This is a genomic window from Massilia sp. BHUDP2 (assembly GCF_046236355.1).
Lineage (GTDB): Bacteria > Pseudomonadota > Gammaproteobacteria > Burkholderiales > Burkholderiaceae_D > Telluria > Telluria varians.
Genome location: NZ_JBJUVW010000003.1, coordinates 1,014,766 through 1,032,245, shown reverse-complemented (window position 1 = coordinate 1,032,245; position 17,480 = coordinate 1,014,766). Strand labels below are relative to the sequence as shown.

18 protein-coding genes and 2 pseudogenes are annotated in these 17,480 nt (G+C 64.3%); 10 read left to right on the top strand and 10 right to left on the bottom strand.

Annotated elements, in window-relative coordinates; genetic code table 11:
* Positions 1–57: 57 nt before the first annotated feature.
* Entirely contained in the window at positions 58–624 is a 567-nt protein-coding gene (locus ACK6C6_RS21405) for a flavin reductase family protein (RefSeq protein ID WP_409269155.1), read from the bottom strand.
* A 141-nt stretch (positions 625–765) separates the two neighbouring features.
* Here ACK6C6_RS21405 and ACK6C6_RS21400 point away from each other — a divergent pair, with 141 nt between their 5' ends.
* Entirely contained in the window at positions 766–1,266 is a 501-nt protein-coding gene (locus tag ACK6C6_RS21400; RefSeq protein ID WP_409269153.1) for an NMCC_0638 family (lipo)protein, read from the top strand.
* Positions 1,267–1,290: 24 nt separating this feature from the next.
* Here the strand turns inward: ACK6C6_RS21400 and ACK6C6_RS21395 are convergent, their stop codons facing one another.
* From ACK6C6_RS21395 to infA, 4 genes are all read right to left on the bottom strand, one after another.
* Complete coding sequence (locus ACK6C6_RS21395; RefSeq protein ID WP_409269152.1) at positions 1,291–2,385, bottom strand: hypothetical protein; 1,095 nt, start codon at positions 2,383–2,385, stop codon at positions 1,291–1,293.
* Between the two features lie 83 nt (positions 2,386–2,468).
* A complete protein-coding gene (locus ACK6C6_RS21390) occupies positions 2,469–4,118 on the bottom strand; it encodes an ATP-binding domain-containing protein (RefSeq protein WP_409269151.1) in 1,650 nt (549 codons plus the stop codon).
* A 74-nt stretch (positions 4,119–4,192) separates the two neighbouring features.
* Entirely contained in the window at positions 4,193–5,374 is a 1,182-nt protein-coding gene (locus ACK6C6_RS21385; RefSeq protein WP_409269150.1) for a fatty acid desaturase, read from the bottom strand.
* A 91-nt stretch (positions 5,375–5,465) separates the two neighbouring features.
* Entirely contained in the window at positions 5,466–5,729 is a 264-nt protein-coding gene (infA, locus tag ACK6C6_RS21380; protein ID WP_027867080.1) for a translation initiation factor IF-1, read from the bottom strand.
* Positions 5,730–6,068: 339 nt separating this feature from the next.
* Here infA and blaOXA point away from each other — a divergent pair, with 339 nt between their 5' ends.
* The 5 genes from blaOXA to ACK6C6_RS21355 all read left to right on the top strand — a co-directional run bounded on the left by blaOXA (position 6,069) and on the right by ACK6C6_RS21355 (position 10,936).
* Positions 6,069–6,851 (top strand): class D beta-lactamase, encoded by a 783-nt coding sequence (blaOXA, locus tag ACK6C6_RS21375; RefSeq protein WP_409269148.1) that lies wholly within the window; start codon positions 6,069–6,071, stop codon positions 6,849–6,851.
* Positions 6,852–7,254: 403 nt separating this feature from the next.
* Complete coding sequence (leuA, locus tag ACK6C6_RS21370) at positions 7,255–8,934, top strand: 2-isopropylmalate synthase (RefSeq protein ID WP_209589736.1); 1,680 nt, start codon at positions 7,255–7,257, stop codon at positions 8,932–8,934.
* A 12-nt stretch (positions 8,935–8,946) separates the two neighbouring features.
* Complete coding sequence (locus ACK6C6_RS21365) at positions 8,947–9,486, top strand: GNAT family N-acetyltransferase (RefSeq protein ID WP_409269147.1); 540 nt, start codon at positions 8,947–8,949, stop codon at positions 9,484–9,486.
* 58 nt (positions 9,487–9,544) lie between these two features.
* Positions 9,545–10,285 (top strand): SDR family oxidoreductase, encoded by a 741-nt coding sequence (locus ACK6C6_RS21360; RefSeq protein WP_409269145.1) that lies wholly within the window; start codon positions 9,545–9,547, stop codon positions 10,283–10,285.
* Positions 10,286–10,297: 12 nt separating this feature from the next.
* Positions 10,298–10,936, top strand: a complete 639-nt coding sequence (locus tag ACK6C6_RS21355; RefSeq protein WP_209589739.1) for an HAD hydrolase-like protein — start codon at positions 10,298–10,300, stop codon at positions 10,934–10,936.
* Here the strand turns inward: ACK6C6_RS21355 and ACK6C6_RS21350 are convergent.
* Positions 10,926–11,445: pseudogene (locus ACK6C6_RS21350) on the bottom strand (RtcB family protein); the annotation flags it as partial. The gene ACK6C6_RS21355 and the pseudogene ACK6C6_RS21350 sit on opposite strands and share 11 nt — an antisense overlap.
* Before the next feature lie 622 nt (positions 11,446–12,067).
* On the opposite strand from ACK6C6_RS21350, the gene ACK6C6_RS21345 reads away from it, so the two are divergent.
* From ACK6C6_RS21345 to ACK6C6_RS21335, 3 genes are all read left to right on the top strand, one after another.
* Positions 12,068–12,805: a hypothetical protein gene (locus ACK6C6_RS21345; protein ID WP_409269144.1), complete on the top strand. Its 738-nt coding sequence runs from the start codon at positions 12,068–12,070 to the stop codon at positions 12,803–12,805.
* 136 nt (positions 12,806–12,941) lie between these two features.
* Positions 12,942–13,211, top strand: coding sequence for a hypothetical protein (locus ACK6C6_RS21340; protein WP_409269143.1), 270 nt, complete (start codon positions 12,942–12,944; stop codon positions 13,209–13,211).
* A gap of 13 nt (positions 13,212–13,224) precedes the next feature.
* Positions 13,225–13,662 carry a hypothetical protein gene (locus ACK6C6_RS21335; protein ID WP_285381029.1) on the top strand — a complete coding sequence of 146 codons (438 nt, stop codon included), beginning with the start codon at positions 13,225–13,227 and terminating at the stop codon, positions 13,660–13,662.
* A gap of 128 nt (positions 13,663–13,790) precedes the next feature.
* Here ACK6C6_RS21335 and ACK6C6_RS21330 read toward each other — a convergent pair whose 3' ends face one another.
* From ACK6C6_RS21330 to folE, 3 genes and pseudogenes are all read right to left on the bottom strand, one after another.
* Positions 13,791–14,396 (bottom strand): phosphatase PAP2 family protein, encoded by a 606-nt coding sequence (locus tag ACK6C6_RS21330; RefSeq protein ID WP_209589742.1) that lies wholly within the window; start codon positions 14,394–14,396, stop codon positions 13,791–13,793.
* A gap of 176 nt (positions 14,397–14,572) precedes the next feature.
* Positions 14,573–14,848: pseudogene (locus tag ACK6C6_RS21325) on the bottom strand (transposase); the annotation flags it as partial.
* An 86-nt stretch (positions 14,849–14,934) separates the two neighbouring features.
* On the bottom strand, positions 14,935–15,501 hold the full coding sequence (folE, locus tag ACK6C6_RS21320; RefSeq protein WP_027867092.1) for a GTP cyclohydrolase I FolE: 567 nt from the start codon (positions 15,499–15,501) through the stop codon (positions 14,935–14,937).
* A gap of 143 nt (positions 15,502–15,644) precedes the next feature.
* Here folE and ACK6C6_RS21315 point away from each other — a divergent pair, with 143 nt between their 5' ends.
* On the top strand, positions 15,645–16,502 hold the full coding sequence (locus tag ACK6C6_RS21315; protein WP_409269142.1) for a hypothetical protein: 858 nt from the start codon (positions 15,645–15,647) through the stop codon (positions 16,500–16,502).
* A 3-nt stretch (positions 16,503–16,505) separates the two neighbouring features.
* On the opposite strand, the gene nudC is transcribed toward ACK6C6_RS21315, so the two are convergent.
* A complete protein-coding gene (gene nudC, locus ACK6C6_RS21310) occupies positions 16,506–17,327 on the bottom strand; it encodes an NAD(+) diphosphatase (RefSeq protein WP_409269141.1) in 822 nt (273 codons plus the stop codon).
* Between the last annotated feature and the right edge of the window lie 153 nt (positions 17,328–17,480).

Below are 17,480 nucleotides of genomic sequence, written 5' to 3'. Positions count from 1 at the left end.
TGCCGGTCTACCTCGACCCCGGCAACATTCCGCCCCACGCAGCAGCTAGGCCCTGCGTTAGTACGCCTCTTTGGACAACATGGCTCCGGATCTCCGGCTGACCACCTTCCCCGCCACCATGAACACGCCCTCGCCGGTGTAATGCACGGTTTCAGGATGCTTCGGCGTCCTCGCCGCCCGCGCCGCGACCACTTCCCAGATGAAGAAGTTGTACTTGTCCACCAGGCTGTCGTCATGCAGCCGGCAGGCGAAGTGGGCGTGGCATTCGCGGATGGCAGGCGCCGCAACACCCTCCACCGCTTCCGGCGTCAAACCGAAGCGCTCGAATTTGTCGACTTCACTGCCGGACGTGGTGCCAATGCCCACCACCGCATCCAGCAGCGCCATGGTCGGCAGGTTGATCACGCATTCTCGGCTTTTCCGCACCATCTCGAAGCTGTGGTTGCTTGAAGCGATCACGCAGCCCACCAGCGAGGGCGAGAACTCCATCACCGTGTGCCAGCCCATGGTCATGATGTTGCGCCGGCCTTCCCAGCTCGAGCTGACGAGCACGATCGGCCCCGGTTCCAGGTAGCGGCGGATCTTTTCGAGCGGGACATCCTGCTTCGTATAAGCGCGTGCCATACCTTCCCTCCCTCGCGTACGTTTGCCTGAGGCAACCCGGCATTTCAGGGCTGAGTTGCTATAGTAAGACGTATCAGATATCAGCCGGAGCACGACCAAATGCGACTTCTTCCCCAAGCCGCCATCATCCTCGGAGGGACTTTGGTTTCCACAATCGCCATCGCCGCGCCTGAACAGCAGGCCGCGGCCTTCATGAATATCTATTCGACGCACTGCCTGAAGTACCTGCACGACTTCGACGGCCTGCGCAAGCAGCTCTCAGCCTTCCCCCAGTTGCCTGCCGAGGCTGCGGCCGTGTTCCTGCAGGGTGCCAAGGGCAATGCCTGGTCGGTGCCGAGCCAGCACGGCCAGTTCATCATGGTCGTCCATTCGGACAAGAACCTGTGCGCGCTGTACGCCAAAACGGTGCCGGCCGCGACGGTCCAGGCGATGTTCGAAAAGACGGTGGGCAAGGCGCCCGAGCCTTTCCGCAGCGAGCGCAAGCGCAATACCTCGGAAAAGGGGCCGGACGGCGTCAAGAGTACCGTCGCCTATGAATGGAGCACGGACAAGTCGCCGCGCAAGCCGCTGTTCGCGCTCACCACCACCACCAGCAAGAACAGCGTGGCGCAGGGCGTCGCCACCGCGGCGATCGGCCACTGAAGCCACCGCCGCTGCCATGCCCGCTTACGGCAGCCTGATCTTGATGACGGCGTTGCCCGAGGTGAGGTAGAGGTTGCCCTTGCCGTCGTTGGTGATGCCCCGGATGGGCGCCAGGCTGCCCGGTAGGTTCCCCGCCTGCAGCGTGTCCTTGCGTGTGGTGCCGGCAAGCGTCGTCACCACGCCCTCCGGCGTGATCTTGCGCACCAGGTTGTTGACCGCGTCGGCCGCATAGACATTGCCTTGCGGGTCGACCGTCAGCGCCACCACCTGTTCGAAGCTCGCCGCAGGGCCGGTGCCGTTGGCCGCGCCGCTCACATTCGGTGAGCCTGCCAGCGGGCTCAGGACGTTTGCATTGACGGTGGTGGGATTGAACGTGCGGCTGATCCTGCGCTGCAGGTCGAACACGTAGACGTTGTTGTTGCTGTCGATCGCCACGCCGCGCGCATCGGCGATGCGCGTGCCCCACAGGTCCTGGGCCACCTCGACACCCTCCAGCATGCCCGTCGCCCCGGCCACGATGCGCCGGGTGCTGAGTCCGTTCGTCACCAGCAGGTGGCCGCGCGCATCGGCTGCGATCGCTCTCGGAACGATGGCCCCATTACTGCGGCTGTCGACGTTGTTACCGACCGGGATAGTCGCCACCGTGCTCACCTGGCCGGTGCTGCTCACGCTGCGGATCCGCATGTCGTCCGTAACGAACAGGGTGCCGCTGCTGTCGATTGCGAGCGCCAGCGGCTGGACGAAACGGGCGCGGTCGCCCGGGCCTTCGATGTATTCGCTCGACCCCGGTGCGCCGGCCAGGGTGCTCACCACGCCCGTCGGCGTGATCTTGCGGATGGCGTCGTTGCCGGTATCGGCCACGTACAGGTTGCCGGCGGCGTCGATGGCGATGCCGGTGGGGCCATTGAAGCGCGCGGCCTCACCGGTGGCGTTGGTGCTGCCGGAGTCCGTGGCGCTGCCGGCGACGATGCTGATGGCGGCCTGCGCGGGCGGCTGCTCGTCGTCATCGTCGTCCTTGGGCGGATGGTCGCCGCAGGCGGCCAGCAGGAGCATCAGTGCCGATGCTCCCAGTACCTTCACGCGCATGCGCGCAGTCTTTGCCACCGCCGGTCGCTTCATCGTCTTCTCCAGGATTCGATGAGCAAAATGCTAGCACGGGACGTGCGCGGGGACGGGATGGATTTCCATGCCGTCGGCATGAATCAAGCGTCGGGCAGGCCCCCGCTCATGCGATCAAGGAACTGCACCGATGCACGCTCGCTCATCACCAGCACGAGCTTCAGGCGCGCGCGCGTCATGCCGACGAACAGTTTTCTCAGCGTGAGTTCGTCCATCTCCTCGAAGTCGATCTCGGTGAAGATCAGCGCCGGCGCCGACTGGCCCTTGAAGCGGTACACCGATTCCGCCAGCAACCCGCCCTCGCGGAACACCGGGTTGCCGAACAGATCGTAGGCGCCGGTGAAGGAGCGCAGCGTGTGCGCGTCGCTCAGTTTATCGAGCTTGAGGATGGCCGACTTCTCCCGCCCGCGGAACGAGCAGATTGCGATGTCCTGGCGCCCGAAGCCGGCGGCCAGGCACAGGGTCACGGCGCGCCGGGTCTGCGACAGCATTGCCTCGACGTCGCCTTCCGGGTAGGTGAGTTCCTCGATATCGGCGCCCTTGAACGGGCTGCCCGCCTCCACCGGCTGGCTGACGGCGCCGATCGAGCCGAGCATCTGCACCACTTCGCGCGGGCTGCGGTAGTTGGTGTTCGAGTGCAGCACTACCCAGCCGGGCAGCGGCACCATCTCCTTGCCGTACAGGTTCTGGTCCGGGTCTTCCAGCCAGATGGCGCGGCCGCCCTCCTTCAGCATGCGCAGCACGATGTCGCGCCAGGTACTGGAAAAATCCTGACCCTCGTCGACGATGACGACGTCGTACTGCCAGGTCTCGGGCAGGTCCGCTTCGACCAGTGCGCCTTCGATCTCGGCCCAGACGGTGGGCGCGCCGTAGTCCGGCGTCTTGCCCTGGGCGCGCAGCCAGGCGTCGCACAGCTCGTGGAAGTTGGCGACCCGCCCGCCTGCGGGCACCAGGCGCTCGATGTGGTCGGCCAGCGGACGGTTGAAGCAGACGTAGAGCGGGCGCAGGCCGGCGTCGATGGCGGCCGTGTATTCGGCCAGCGCCAGCTGGGTCTTGCCGCTGCCGGCGGTGCCCACCACGCGCAGGCGGAAGGGAGAGAATTCGAGCCGGCGCGCCCAGGTGGCGAGGCCCCCCGACAGGCGCGTGACCATGCTGGTGGCGCAGCCGATCATCGAGCTCGGGTCCGGGCGCAGGCTCAGGGTGTCGCCCAGGTAGCGGGTGACCCGGTCGAAGTCCTCGGTGCGGGCGGTAATCGGCAGGATTTCCTTGATCTTCGCGCCCAGGCGGCCCTTGGTGGTGGCGTCGATGATGTGGCTGGGGTCGATGCCGGCCTGCTGCGGGTCCTTCACGATGTAGTCGGGGCAGTACAGCAGGTAGTCGATCGACAGCTCGCCCTGGTAGCGCTTGGCGAAGCCTTCGATGGTGTGCAGGATCTGGTGGCGGATCTTGCGCGGCTTGCCCTGGTAGTTCTTGACCAGGCCATCCTTGCTCTCGTTCAGGAAGCCGGCGATCTGCTCGATCAGCAGCAGCCTGCCGTTCGGCGCGACGATGATGAAGTCGATGTCGCCGTAGGCCGAGAAGCCGTGCTCGACGTTGGTCCAGTGGACGCCATGGTAGATCTCGTAGGGCGTATCCGAGAGGCGCTTCTCGAGGAGCGTCAGGGTTTCGATTTCACGCGCGGCGGAACCGGTGACGGACATCTCGCGCCAGCCGGCAGGATGGATATGGGCCATGGGTCGTCGGGTGCCTGTTTTTTAGATAGAAACATTGTAAGGCCGATCATGTTTGTTGCCAGCACCGTTGAAACCTAGGCATACCCGCGCAGCTCGGCCGCAAACGAGCGCACCTGCGCGCAGCTGTCCGCCGCCGCCTTCGCGCACCAGCTGCTGAGCGCTTCCATCAGCTGCTCCTCGCTCGCCAGCGAGCGCTGCCACAGTTGCGCCAGCTGCTCGCGCAGCGCCTGCACCCGCCCTAGGCACTCGCTGGCCGCCAGCAGCCGGCCCAGCCTGCCCTGCTCGTCGCCATTCAGGTAACCGGGGTCGCGGCTCAGCAGACGCAGCGCCGCCTTCCGGTCCAGGCCGGCGCCCAGCGCGAGGCCGCGCAATTCGCGCCGCCATACCGGCCTGAGCCGTGCATTCAGTGCCGCCATCACCCGCGCGCGGTTGGCCAGCACGGCGCGCAGGGTGGCCGTATCGACCTTCGCATGGCGGTAGCGGATGCCGGGCGGCGCCGGCAGCGGTCGCGCCTTTGCGAGGCGCAGCCATTCCAGCAGCCGGATGTACATCCAGCCGATGTCGAATTCGTACCACTTCACCGACAGCTTGGCCGAGGTGGCGAAGGTGTGGTGGTTGTTGTGCAGCTCTTCGCCGCCGATCAGCACGCCAAACGGGAGGATGTTGGTCGCCGCTTCCTGGCAGTCGAAATTGCGGTAGCCGACGGCGTGGCCGGCACCGTTGATCACGCCCGCCGCCAGCACCGGAATCCACAGCATCTGGATGCCCCACACCGACAGGCCGATCACGCCGAACAGCAGCACGTCGATCACCAGCAGCAGGCCCACGCCCTGCCAGGTGAAGCGGCTGTACAGGCGGCGTTCGATGGCGTCGTCCGGGCAGCCGGCCGCGTAGCGTGCGATGGCTTCCCGGTCATGGCTGGCGGTGCGGTAGAGTTCGGCGCCGCGCAGCAGCACCGTGCGCAGGCCCACCTGGCGCGGGCTGTGCGGGTCGCCCTCGCGTTCGCAGTGCGCATGGTGGCGGCGATGGATGGCCACCCATTCGCGCGTGACCATGCCGGTGGTCAGCCACAGCCAGAAGCGGAAGAAATGGGCAAGCAGGGGATGCAGGGACAGGGCGCGGTGCGCCTGGTGGCGGTGCAGGTAGACGGTGACGGCCACGATGGTGACGTGCGTGGCCAGCAGGGTATAGGCGACGATGGCAAGGGGCGATGCTCTTGTGAACCCATCGGCCAGGAAAAGCAGAAATGCTTCCATTGCGTGCTCCCGTGGTCAGCTACGGAAGCGAAGTATGCGCGCTTCCCGTCCCCGGGAAGCGCACGCCTGCGTCACACAGGCTTGAGCAGGATCAGCGGCGGCGCGGCGCCGGACGCGGACCTGAAGGACCACGGTTTTCGATGTGGCGGAAAGTGATCCGTGCCTTGTTCAGATCGTACGGCGACATTTCCAGCGTGACACGGTCGCCTGCCAGGATGCGGATGTGGTTCTTCTTCATGCGGCCCGAGGTGTAGGCGATCAGCTTGTGGCCGTTGTCGAGCTCAACGCGGAAACGCATTTCGGGCAGGATTTCGGACACCAGTCCATTCATTTCGATCAGTTCTTCTTTTGCCATGCTAGCTCCTTATGCTGTTGACGGCCCGCGCGGCGCACGGGTCGATGAAACGTCGGTCGCGCCGACCAGCGAAGTGCGGCGGCGTTGGTGCTGATGCTGGCCAGACCGGGGGCCAGGGTGGAGAGAGGGAAGCGCGCAGCCTGCACATGGAAACGCAGGAGCGGAGGCTTGGGCGGCGGCGTAGCGCGATGTTGCAGATACGAAACCGAGGGAAGTCTGAAGCGCTGCTTCGACGACAGACCGCCAGTATACCAGCGATGGCGCTACGCTGCAGAAAAGTGGCCTGTTCAAATATTGCCCGGTTGCTATACTGCCCACTTTGATGGAGGCGCAACAAACATGAAATACCTGATGGCGCTGGCCCTGCTGGCCGGTGTGGCGCTGCCGGGCGCAGGCCAGGCGGCAATCAGCTGCACGCTTCTGGTCGATGCCGCGACCGGCAAGGCCCTGGTGCGCGAAGGCCAGTGCGAGCAGCGCGTGACGCCCGCCTCGACCTTCAAGGTGGCGATCAGCCTGATGGGCTACGACAGCGGCATCCTGGTCGATACGGCCACGCCGCAGCTGCCCTTCCGCGAAGGCTACGTCGACTGGCTGCCGGAATGGCGCACCACGACAAGCCCGGCCGCGTGGATGAAGCATTCGGTGGTCTGGTATTCGCAGCAGGTCACGACCCGGCTCGGCGCGGAGCGCTTCCAGTCCTATATCGACCGCTTCGACTACGGCAACCGCGACGCCTCCGGCAATCCGGGCAGGAACGACGGGCTGACCCAGGCCTGGCTGGGCAGCTCGCTGAAGATCTCGGCCGACGAGCAGGCGGTGTTCCTGCGCAAGCTGGTCAACCGCACGCTGCCGGTGTCCGCCAGGGCCTTCGACATGACGGCGGCCCTCATGCGCCATGCGCGGCTGCGCAACGGCTGGGACGTGTATGCGAAGACCGGCACCGGGTCGGAACCGGGCTCGCCGCCGCATGGCTGGCTGGTGGGCTGGGCCGTCGACGGCGGACGCACGGTCGTGTTCGCGCGCCTGGTGCAGGATGCGCAGGGCGAGAGCGGCCCCCGTGCCGGCCTGCGCGTGCGCGACGCCTTCATGAAGGAACTGCCGGCGCTGCTCGAGAAACTGTAAACACTTCCGCAGCGCAGCATTTTTTGCTTGACATGCGATCCATTCCTCTCGTAGAGTGGATCGCATGTCCTTCCACCTGCATCTGTCGACTTCCCTACCTGCCGCCGGCGCGCTATCGCTGGCAGCCCTGCTACTACGCGCGTAATCCACGCCGTACGTCCCGGCGCCTCCGCCGGCCTGCAAGCAGTCAAGGAAAGTTGTACCGATGTCCAAGATTCCGTTCCACACCCCGTCGTTCTCCGCCACCGGCATCACGCTGGCAGTCGGCTCGCGCGCACAGTTTCGTCTCCTGCTAAAGCTACTGACCGGTTGCCGGGCCTAGCGTTCGTGGCCCGTCCGGCAGCCTGCCGCCACACCACCGCCCCCATGGGCTCGTCGTGTCACCGCATCAGGAGCAAACGAAATGCTGAAGAACCCCGCCGCCAAATACCGTCCTTTCCCCGCCGTCCAGCTGGCCGACCGCCAGTGGCCCAGCCGCTCCATCACCCGCCCGCCGGTCTGGATGAGCACCGACCTGCGCGACGGTAACCAGGCCCTGATCGAGCCGATGAGCCCGGAGAAGAAGCTGCGCTTTTTCGAGATGCTCGTCAAAATCGGCATCAAGGAGATCGAGGTCGGCTTCCCGTCCGCATCGCAGACCGACTTCGACTTCGTGCGCATGCTGGTCGAGGAAAAGCGCATCCCGGACGACGTCACCATCATCGTGCTGACCCAGGCGCGCGAGGAGCTGATCCGCCGCACGGTGGAATCCGCCGCCGGCGCCAAGCGCGCCATCGTCCACGTCTACAACTCGGTGGCGCCGGTGTTCCGCCGCGTGGTGTTCGGCATGGAACGCGAGGAGATCGTGCAGATCGCGGTCAAGGGCACGCAGCTGATCAAGGAACTGGTGGCCGCGCATCCGCAGACCCAGTGGGGCCTCGAGTACTCGCCGGAATCCTTCTCCACCACCGAGCTGGACTTTGCCAAGCAGATCGTGGATGCCGTCAGCAATGTGTGGCAGCCGACGATCGAGAACAAGATGATCGTCAACCTGCCCTCCACCGTGGAAGCGAGCACGCCCAACGTCTACGCCGACCAGATCGAGTGGATGTGCCGCCACCTGGAGCGCCGCGAAGCCCTGGTCATCAGCGTGCACCCGCATAACGACCGCGGCACCGCCGTGGCGGCGGCCGAGCTGGCCGTGATGGCAGGCGCCGACCGCGTCGAGGGCTGCCTGTTCGGCAACGGCGAGCGTACCGGCAACGTCGACCTGGTGACGCTGGCGATGAACCTCTACACCCAGGGCATCGACCCGGGCCTGGATTTCTCCGACATCGACGCGGTGCGCCAGCTGGTGGAGGAATGCAACCAGCTGCCGGTGCACCCGCGCCATCCGTATGCGGGCGACCTGGTCTTCACCGCCTTCTCCGGCTCGCACCAGGACGCCATCAAGAAGGGCTTCGCCGTGCAGAAGGCAGATGCGATCTGGGAAGTGCCCTACCTGCCGATCGACCCGGCCGACCTGGGACGCAGCTACGACGCCGTCATCCGCGTCAACAGCCAGTCCGGCAAGGGCGGCATGGCCTACCTGCTGCAGCAGGAATACGGCCTGGAGCTGCCGCGCCGCCTGCAGATCGAGTTCTCGCGCGCGGTGCAGCGCGTGGCCGATTCGACCGGCCGCGAAATCGCCGCAGCAAGCATCCACGCGCTGTTCGCAAGCGAATACCTGGAACAGGACAGCCCCTGGCAGTACGTGGCGCACCGCATGACGGAGGACAGCGCGCACGGCGTCGAGATCGCGCTGGACCTGACGCGCCACCATGCGCCGCAGGCCATGCAGGGCAAGGGCAACGGCCCGATCGACGCCTTCGTGAACGCGCTGGGCCTGGACATCCGCGTGATGGACTACCACGAGCATGCGATCGGCCACGGCGCCGATGCGCGCGCCGCCTGCTACGTCGAACTGCGCGTGGGCAGCGGCCAGACCCTGTTCGGCGTGGGCATCGACAGCAATATCGTGACGGCCTCGTTCCGCGCGGTGCTGTCGGCGGTGAACCGCCACCTGGCGATCGCGGGCACCGACGAGACGGCGATCGCCGCCTGACAAGGCTGGCGCATGAATAGCGAGTTCATCACTTCTGTTCCAGGCCTTCACACGGAACGCCTCAGGCTTCGTGAATACCGGCGGGAAGACTTCGACGTATTCGCAGCGCACCTGGCCGACCCGGTCAGCGCGGCCCACCTGGTCCCGGCCGACCGCCATGCAGCGTGGCGAATCTTCTGTTCGCAAGCAGGACTATGGCTCATCCATGGCGCCGGCTGGTGGGCTGTCGAGGAAAAGCAGACGGGCCGGCTCGTCGGGAGTGTCGGCGCCTTCTTTCGCGAGGACTCCACCGTGATGGAGCTTGGCTGGAACACCTATCGTGCTTTCTGGGGCCGGGGATTCGCGAACGAAGCGGCGGCGGCGGCCTTGCACCATGCGCTCGAGGTCCGGCGCGAACCGAAAGTCCGGGCGCTCATCGCCTCAGGCAATGAATCGTCGCTGCGCGTTGCCAGGCGCCTTGGCTTGCAGTATGAAGCGGACACCGAGATCGTCGGCAAAGCGGTCGGCGTTTATACGCGCGAACACAGCATGGCGCAGGCGCTGCAGGCCTGATTGTTGAGGGGAGAATAATAGTTCATCATGGGAGCATCACTCACCGACAGGAGGATGCATGAACATGGACGCTCAACAAGTCGCGATCGTCACCGGCGCCTCGCGCGGCATCGGCGCCGCCCTGGCCCAGCGGCTGGCCGAGGACGGCTACCAGGTGGTCATCAACTACGCCAGCAACGAGGCCGAGGCCAAGCGCGTGGTCGCCACCCTGCACGCCTGCGGCCACAAGGCGATCGCGGTGAAGGCCGACGTGGCGAACCCGGAGGAAGTGCGCGCGCTGTTCGACGCCGCCGAGCGCGAGTTGGGCAAGGTGGACGTGCTGGTCAACAATGCCGGCGTGCTCAAGACCATGCCGCTGGCCGATACTTCCGACGAGTTGTTCGCCCAGACCTTCGGCGTCAACGTGCAGGGCACCTTCAACACCCTGCGCGAGGCGGCGCGGCGCCTGAACGATGGCGGGCGCATCGTGAATTTCTCCACCACCGTGCTGGCGATGAAGCTGCCCGGCTACGCCATCTACAGCGCCAGCAAGGCCGCGGTGGAGGCGATGGGCGCGGTGTTCGCCAAGGAGCTGCGCGGACGCCGCATTCGCGTCAACACCGTGGCGCCCGGGCCGGTTGCCACCGAGCTGTTCTTCTCGGGGAAGACGCAGGAGCAGATCGACCACTTTGCAAAGCTGCCGCCGCTTGAGCGGCTGGGCGAGCCGGGCGATATCGCGCGCATCGTGTCCTTCCTGGTGAGCGAGGAATCGGGCTGGGTCAACGGCCAGGTGCTGCGCGCCAACGGCGGCACCGCCTGAAGATTGTCGCCCATGTCCTACCGTCTCGCCATCTTCGATTTCGACGGCACGCTGGCCGATTCCTTCCCCTTCTTCATCAGCGTGTTCAACCAGATCGCCGACGAGCTCGGCTTTCGCCGCATCGCCGCGGAGGAAGCCCAGCAGCTGCGCCACCACGATACCCGCACGATCATGCGTCACGTCGGCATGCCGGCATGGAAGCTGCCGCTTGCCTCGCGCAGCTTCATCGGGCTGATGCGCGAGAACGCGGCGCGCATCCCGCTGTTCGACGGCATCGGCGAGGTGCTGCACACGCTGGACCGCGAAGGCGTGCGGCTGGCGATCGTGTCCTCGAACTCGGAGCAGAACGTGCGCCTGGTGCTGGGCCCGCGCCTGAGCGCCCTGTTCGGCCACTACGAATGCGGGATGTCGATGTTCGGCAAGGCCGGGCGCATCCGCAAGGTGGTCAAGCGCGCGGCGGTGCCGGCGGCGCATGCGCTCTACGTGGGCGACCAGGCCCTGGACGCCGACGCCGCGCGCCGGGCCGGGGTGGCCTTCGGCGCGGTGAGCTGGGGCTATGCGCCGATCGAGGCGCTGCGGCGGGTGGCGCCGGACCGTGAGTTCGGTACGCCGGCCGAGCTGCTGCACATCGCCAGAAGCGTCAGCCCTTGACGCACACCACCTGTTTCAGGGTGTGCACCACCTCGACCAGGTCGCGCTGCGCATGCATGACGGCGTCGATGTCCTTGTAGGCCATCGGGATCTCGTCGATCACCCCTTCGTCCTTGCGCGATTCCACCCCTTGTGTGGCGCGCTCCATGTCGGCCCGCGTGAAGCGGCGCTTGGCCTCGGTGCGGCTCATGACACGCCCGGCGCCATGGCTGCAGCTGTTGAAACTTTCCGGGTTGCCCTTGCCGCGCACAATAAAACTCTTGGCGCCCATCGAACCGGGAATGATGCCGAGCTCGCCTTCGCGCGCCGACACCGCACCCTTGCGAGTGACGAACACGTCCTTGCCGAAGTGCTTCTCCTTCTGCACATAATTGTGGTGGCAATTGACTGCCTCCACGTGCGTCTCGAAGGGTTTCGGGATCACCTCGCGCATCGCGCATCGCGCAGATCACGTTGTGCATCATCACTTCGCGGTTGATGCGCGCGAACTTCTGGGCCCAGCCGACCGCTTACTGACATCGCGGCTTCCCTTGTTGTTGCGGATCTTGGTCGCGACAATGCCCTGCGGCACCGGCTGTTCGATGGGCTGCACAGCACCGGACAGGTTGTCGGGGCAGGTCGCTCGCGCGCAAGGTGATCTTGGCCGCCATCTTGCCGCAGCCTGTCATCCTACATAGTAACTGTTACATCCCTGTTCTTAGCGGGGAAGCGATTGCCTTAAGAGGTAACAGTCTTTTTGCAATACTACTGAGAATAAATGTTTCATCGAAGCGAATCTGTGCCCTATAGATAAGAGAAGAACCAGACGTAACCTTGGCCCACTTTCGTGGACAAATTATCAACGTCACGATGCGAGAGGTGAGAAAAAGCGGCCTAGGATTGAGAAATCTTCCGCTTGGAACGAGGATTTGTAGTGAAAGTGTGTGACTTTTTCTTCGTCACAACCTGCTAACCTGAGCCCACGGCCGGTGTGGGCCGATAGCGGTCCTGGCCAGACAATCTTTGCAGCACATCCTAGTAGCATGTTGAATCGCAGCAATCGGAATCGACAACTTGATATCACCTTCCTTACCTTATTCGACCTGCAATCTTCGAATTTTTGTTATAAACTCTTACTAAAGGACACTGATTTTGCCGTTCGATAAAAGAATTAAAGATGAAATAATTTCTTATGTGACTCGAGACATCGCAGATGAAGAATGGCACAAAGATTTCTTCAGATTTATATCCGACCAAAAATTGGCAGCACGCCTAGCAGAAGAGTTTATTTCAACCCGATGCCTGTATAAAATCCTCGAAGGATTGTCTGTCACCAAATGGATGCTTCGAGCTCAAGTACGAGCACAAGTTTTTTCTTATGCTTCGATATACGAAGCCATTATTCATCATATCTTATTTGTTGACTTTGCAACCGACAGTCGTGTAATAGCCTTGCAGCGACAGTCAGGCAGAACAGATGTTTCAATACCTTCAGCCAAAATGGAACTCCTAAAAAAGCATTTAACTCATGGAGGCAGCCCAATTATCGTTACGAGAGAATCAATCAAAAAAATTAAAACCTCAAAAATTCGTTTTGATAAAAAAGCTGAATGCGCAAGAGATATTGGATTGATTGACGACGCTCTTTGTGCGGAATTAATAGAATTTTATGAGGCAAGGAATTCGATTCATATTCACGCTGAAATAAGAAAATCCATGAAATATCAAATGGATTTGTCTTGGAGAGCATATAGGCGGATGGAACCATTTAAGACGCAAGTCGAATCTGCATTAGTATCGCAGGGCTTGTTTTTGCCTTTTCCGGAAAAATCAAAGAAAAGTTTAAAACCAAAACCTTCTGGCCCCAAAGCAAATCTTGCCGTGCCATAGTAGCCGTAGGCATCAGAGGATGCTATACAACTTATGTTCCGTTTGAGTGAAAGCGGCTTCAATAACATCGTCAGGAAGGTCCAAAGCATCTTTCGGTGCGACAGGAGTTACTTGGCCGTGGAAGGACGACCCCGGCGTGAAGCCGCGGCGCTGGGTCGGTGAGCTGAGTGCCGGGCTGCGGCTGGATTTTCCCGGCACCCGCGGCCGCGAACACGGCCCCTGGTTCACGCAACTGCGGGCCATCCGCCGCAGCGCCGAGTTCCACGCGCCGCTATCGGTGCCGCGCCATACCGTCGCGTCGCTCACCCTGGGTACCGATTCTGAACGGGCGGGAGGGCACGCGCGGTTGCGCCCGCCCCATGCCGCTTCTATACTCCGTCAGGCAATGCCTTCACGCATCATCTGACCACGGAACCGCCATGCGCAAGCCCTTCTACCTGCTCCCCGCACTTCTTGCACCGCTGCTGCTGGCCGGCTGCGTCAACGATTCGGCCAGCTACCCGATCGCGGGCAAGGAGCATGCGCTCAGCGTGCGCGTGCTGCAGGATTATTTCTGGAGCAAGGAGGCGACGCTGCGCCTCATCGTCGCCCGCATGCCGGACTGCCAGCGCCAGCTGGAGCTGGGCAAGGTGTCGCTGTCGGGGCTGGAGATCGAGCTGTTCGCGAGCGGACCGGACGTGTACACGCTGCGCTCGGGCGAGGATGTCTGGCAGGTGGAAACCCAGGGTTGTACCGAACTGGAAGCGCCGGAAGCGAATGCGGTGACCGGCCAGGCGCTGGGCAGCTTCCACCTCGACGAGCACGACAAGCTGGTCTTCGAGGCCGCCGCCGCTGCCGGTACTCCTGCGGAACAATAAGCGTAGGAAAGCGCGGCCGGCGCAGGAAACCGTCCACGCGTCCTGCGTGCGTTGGATCCCTCGCCCGACGCAGGTGGCGACCAGGTCGTTGCCGGCCGCGCCGCCCTACCCGGTCATCATCGATATCGTCAAGGACGCAGCCAGCCGCGTCCGATCGGCACCGCCAGCACGCGGCGGTACAGGTTTTCCACCACCGGCAGCAAGTGAGCGCTTGCCGCGCGCACGGCCGCCGTCTGCACCAGCAAGGCCATCGACGCCGACATCAGGAGCGCTCCCGCCATGTCCTTCGGCCAGTGCACGCCCAGGTAGACGCGCGACCAGGCCACGACCAGCGCCAGCGGCAGCAGCATCCAGCCGACGCGGCGCGCTTCCTGCACCCGGCTGAACGCCAGCACCAGGGCCACCGAGAAGATGCTGGTGGCATGGTCGCTCGGGAAGGAGCTGTCCGGCGCGTGCAACAGGAAGGTCTGGCCGACTTCGGCGACGAAGGGCCGCGGGCTGTACCAGAAATGGCCGATCAGCGCGTTCAACGTGAGCGCACAGCCGGCCGCGATGAAGGCGCGCAGCGCGACCTCGCGCCCCGGCCCGCCGCCGAGCCACAGCATGACGAGCGACAGCGGCATCACGAAGATCAGCCACTGCGCGGCGAAGATGGCAGCCATCAACTGCCAGCCGGTCAGGCCGGCCTGGGCGTTGAGGGTGGAGAACAGGATCAGGTTGAGGTGCTCGAACATGGCGCCGGCTCGAAGATAAAATATTGATAAGCTTTCCTGTAGCTTAGCGGAGCCCGGCTGACGCACTTTTCAAGAAGTGCAACAGATTGTGACAATTCCCCGACAATGTCGCGTGCGACTGCTTCAGCTCAATGGCGGTGGAGCAGGCGCCTCAGCTGTGCCAGTTCCATCTCGCGCCCCGATTTCTCGAGCACGCTTTCGAGCAGGGTGCGGTCGCCATCGCGCAGCATGGTCCACTGGGTGAAGTATTCGTGCACGGTACGCCAGGGCGGAAAGCCCGCCGGCATGCTGCGCCAGGTGGCGCCGGTGTGGAGGAAATAGAGGACGGCACAGAACACGTCGTACAGGTCGTGCTTGCGGGGGCGGGTCTTGCGGCGCGCCGCTTCCAGCATGCCGCGCACGGGCTCGAACTGTTCGCGAGAAATGTCGCTGGGAAATGCCGGACGATCCATGGCGCGCCCTCCGAAAATCACTTGGAGGCCGGCGATCCGGAACAGGTTCCAAGGCGGGCCCGGCGGCCCGCCTTTACAGCTTAGTCCTAGTCGCGTGCCAGCGCCAGGAACTCGGTACGCAAAGCCAGGTTCGGTTGCAGTTCACCGAGCAGGGCCGAGGTGATGGTCTCTTCGCCGATGGCGCGGATGCCGCGGCTTTCCATGCACATGTGGCGGCACTTGACGACCACGCCCACCGCCTTCGGTTCCAGCACTTCCATCAGCGCGTTGGCGATCTGGATCGTCATGCGCTCCTGCACCTGCAGGCGCTTCGAGAAGATGTCGACCAGGCGGGTGAGCTTGGAGAGGCCGACGATCTTCCCGTTCGGCAGGTAGCCGACCGTGGCCTTGCCGAAGAAGGGCGCCAGGTGGTGCTCGCAATGGCTGTAGACCGGGATGCCGCGCACCACGATCAGTTCGTTGTATTCCTCGGCGCCATCCTCGAAGGCCTTGAGCACTTCGACGGGATCCTGGTCATAGCCCGAGGTCCAGTGTTTCCAGGCCTTCGCCACGCGGTGCGGCGTTTCCTGCAGGCCCGGACGGTCCGGATCCTCGCCCAGGCTGGTCAGCAGGCGGCGCCAGTCGTGTTCGGTGAAAGCTTCTTTGTCAGACATGGTGAACCTTAAAAAATCGATTGCCGCAAGTATATAGAAAATGCGGGAAGGGTTCCGGCGGCTGCCGGTTTATTGAGCAAAGTTAATGTCACCGCGCACAACAGCGGTAGCGTGGAAGGCGGTTCCAGTCCTGGGAGATCGCCATGTTCGGCAGCACGGTCCTCGAAGTCGCCATCGGCCTGACGTTTTGCTACGGCACCCTGGCGCTGGTCGTCAGTACCTTGCAGGAAGCGCTGGCGGCGGCCTTCAGCCTGCGCGCCAACATGCTGCTGGACGCGGTCAAGCGCATGCTGGACGACCCGCGCTGCGAGGCGCTGGCGCAAAGCCTGTACGACCATCCGCTGGTCAATCCGCACGGCAGCACCACCGCCCGGCGCAAGCTGTCGGTGCGGCCATCCTACATCGAACCGGCGCACTTCGCGATCGCACTGCTCGATTCGCTGCGCAGCAATCCGGCCATCCCGCTGCAGGCGGCAATCGAAGCCCTGCCCGACGAACAGGTCAAGCGCGTGCTGCTGGCCCTGTACCGCCAGTCCAGCGGGGACCTAGGACGCTTCCAGGAAGGCATCGCCGGCTGGTTCAACAGCGCCATGGAGCGCCTGTCCGGCGTCTACAAACGGCGCCAGCTCCTGATTTCCTTCCTGCTGGCCCTGCTGCTCACCATCCTGCTGAACATCGACAGCATCCACCTGTTCCAGACCCTGTGGCAGAACCCGGCCCTGGCTGCGCAGATCAAGGCCGCCCCGAGCGCGCTCGACGCCGAGGCATTGCGCCAGCTGTGGGCGATGCCGATCGGCTGGAGCAGCTTCCCGCCGCGGCTCGACAGCGCTTTTGCCCTGCAGGTGGCCGGCTGGCTGATCACTGCCGGCACCACGCTGTTCGGCGCCCCGTTCTGGTTCGACCTGCTGCAGCGCGCGGTGCAGCTGCGCGGCACCGGGGCCAAGCCGCAGCCGCAACCTCAGGTTGTCGTACGCACGGAGAATGCGCCGGCGCAGTCCTGAGCGCTAGCGCCCTGGCGGGCGGTGCGAATCCACCAGGACGCTCGACACTGAAATGTGCGGCACCCGTTCGGGCCATTCGTCGTCCGGCCCGAACCAGCGCGCCTCCGAGATCTCCGAGGTGTCGAGGCGGATCTCGCCATCCAGGTAGTCGGCCGTAAAGGCCAGCATCAGCGAATGCGGGAAGGGCCAGGACTGGCTCGCGAAGTAGCGCAGGTTCTGCACCCGCAGCCCCACCTCCTCGTAGACCTCGCGGTGGATCGCCTCTTCCACCGACTCGCCCGCCTCCAGGAAACCGGCCAGCGGCACGAAGCGCTTGGTCGGCGAGGCGATGTGCATCGCCAGCAGCACGCTGTCGCCCTTCCTGATCAGGACCATCATCGCCGGCGAGATGCGCGGGTAGGCCATGTGCCCGCACTGCACGCACTTGTAGCAGCGTTCGCCGGCCGCCAGCACGGTGCCGCTGCCGCAGGCGCCGCAGAAGCGGTGGGTGCGCGCCCATTCCGCCACCTGGGCGGCGCGCGCCGCCAGGCCCAGCAAGGCCTCGTCCATGTCCGCGAACAGCGAGCGCAGGCCGCGCAGGGCATAGCCCGGCGGCAGCGCCGGTTCGCTGTCGAACCAGCCCGTCTCGCAATAGCGCTCGCCGTACAGGCCGAGCGGCTGCAGGCGGGCACGGTCCATCTCCAGCCGGTCGAGCGTGGCGGCGTCGGGCAGCGCCAGGTCATGCTCGCGCACCAGCAGGCGGCCGCCGTGGAACAGGAAGCTCAGGGGTGCAGGGTCGGGACGTGGCGCGAACAGCGGCGTGAAGCTGGAAGGTGTCTGGAGCATGGTCGGATCGGCTAGGGCGGACAGGGCAATAACCCGATCATACCGCCTTTCGCGGCGCCCTTCTTCCACCTCTCTTAAGAACCGATTCCGCCACAAACGAAGTGAACTAATCCTGCTCAGCAGGCTCAAAGTTGGGCTGTTCGCTGCATCGCC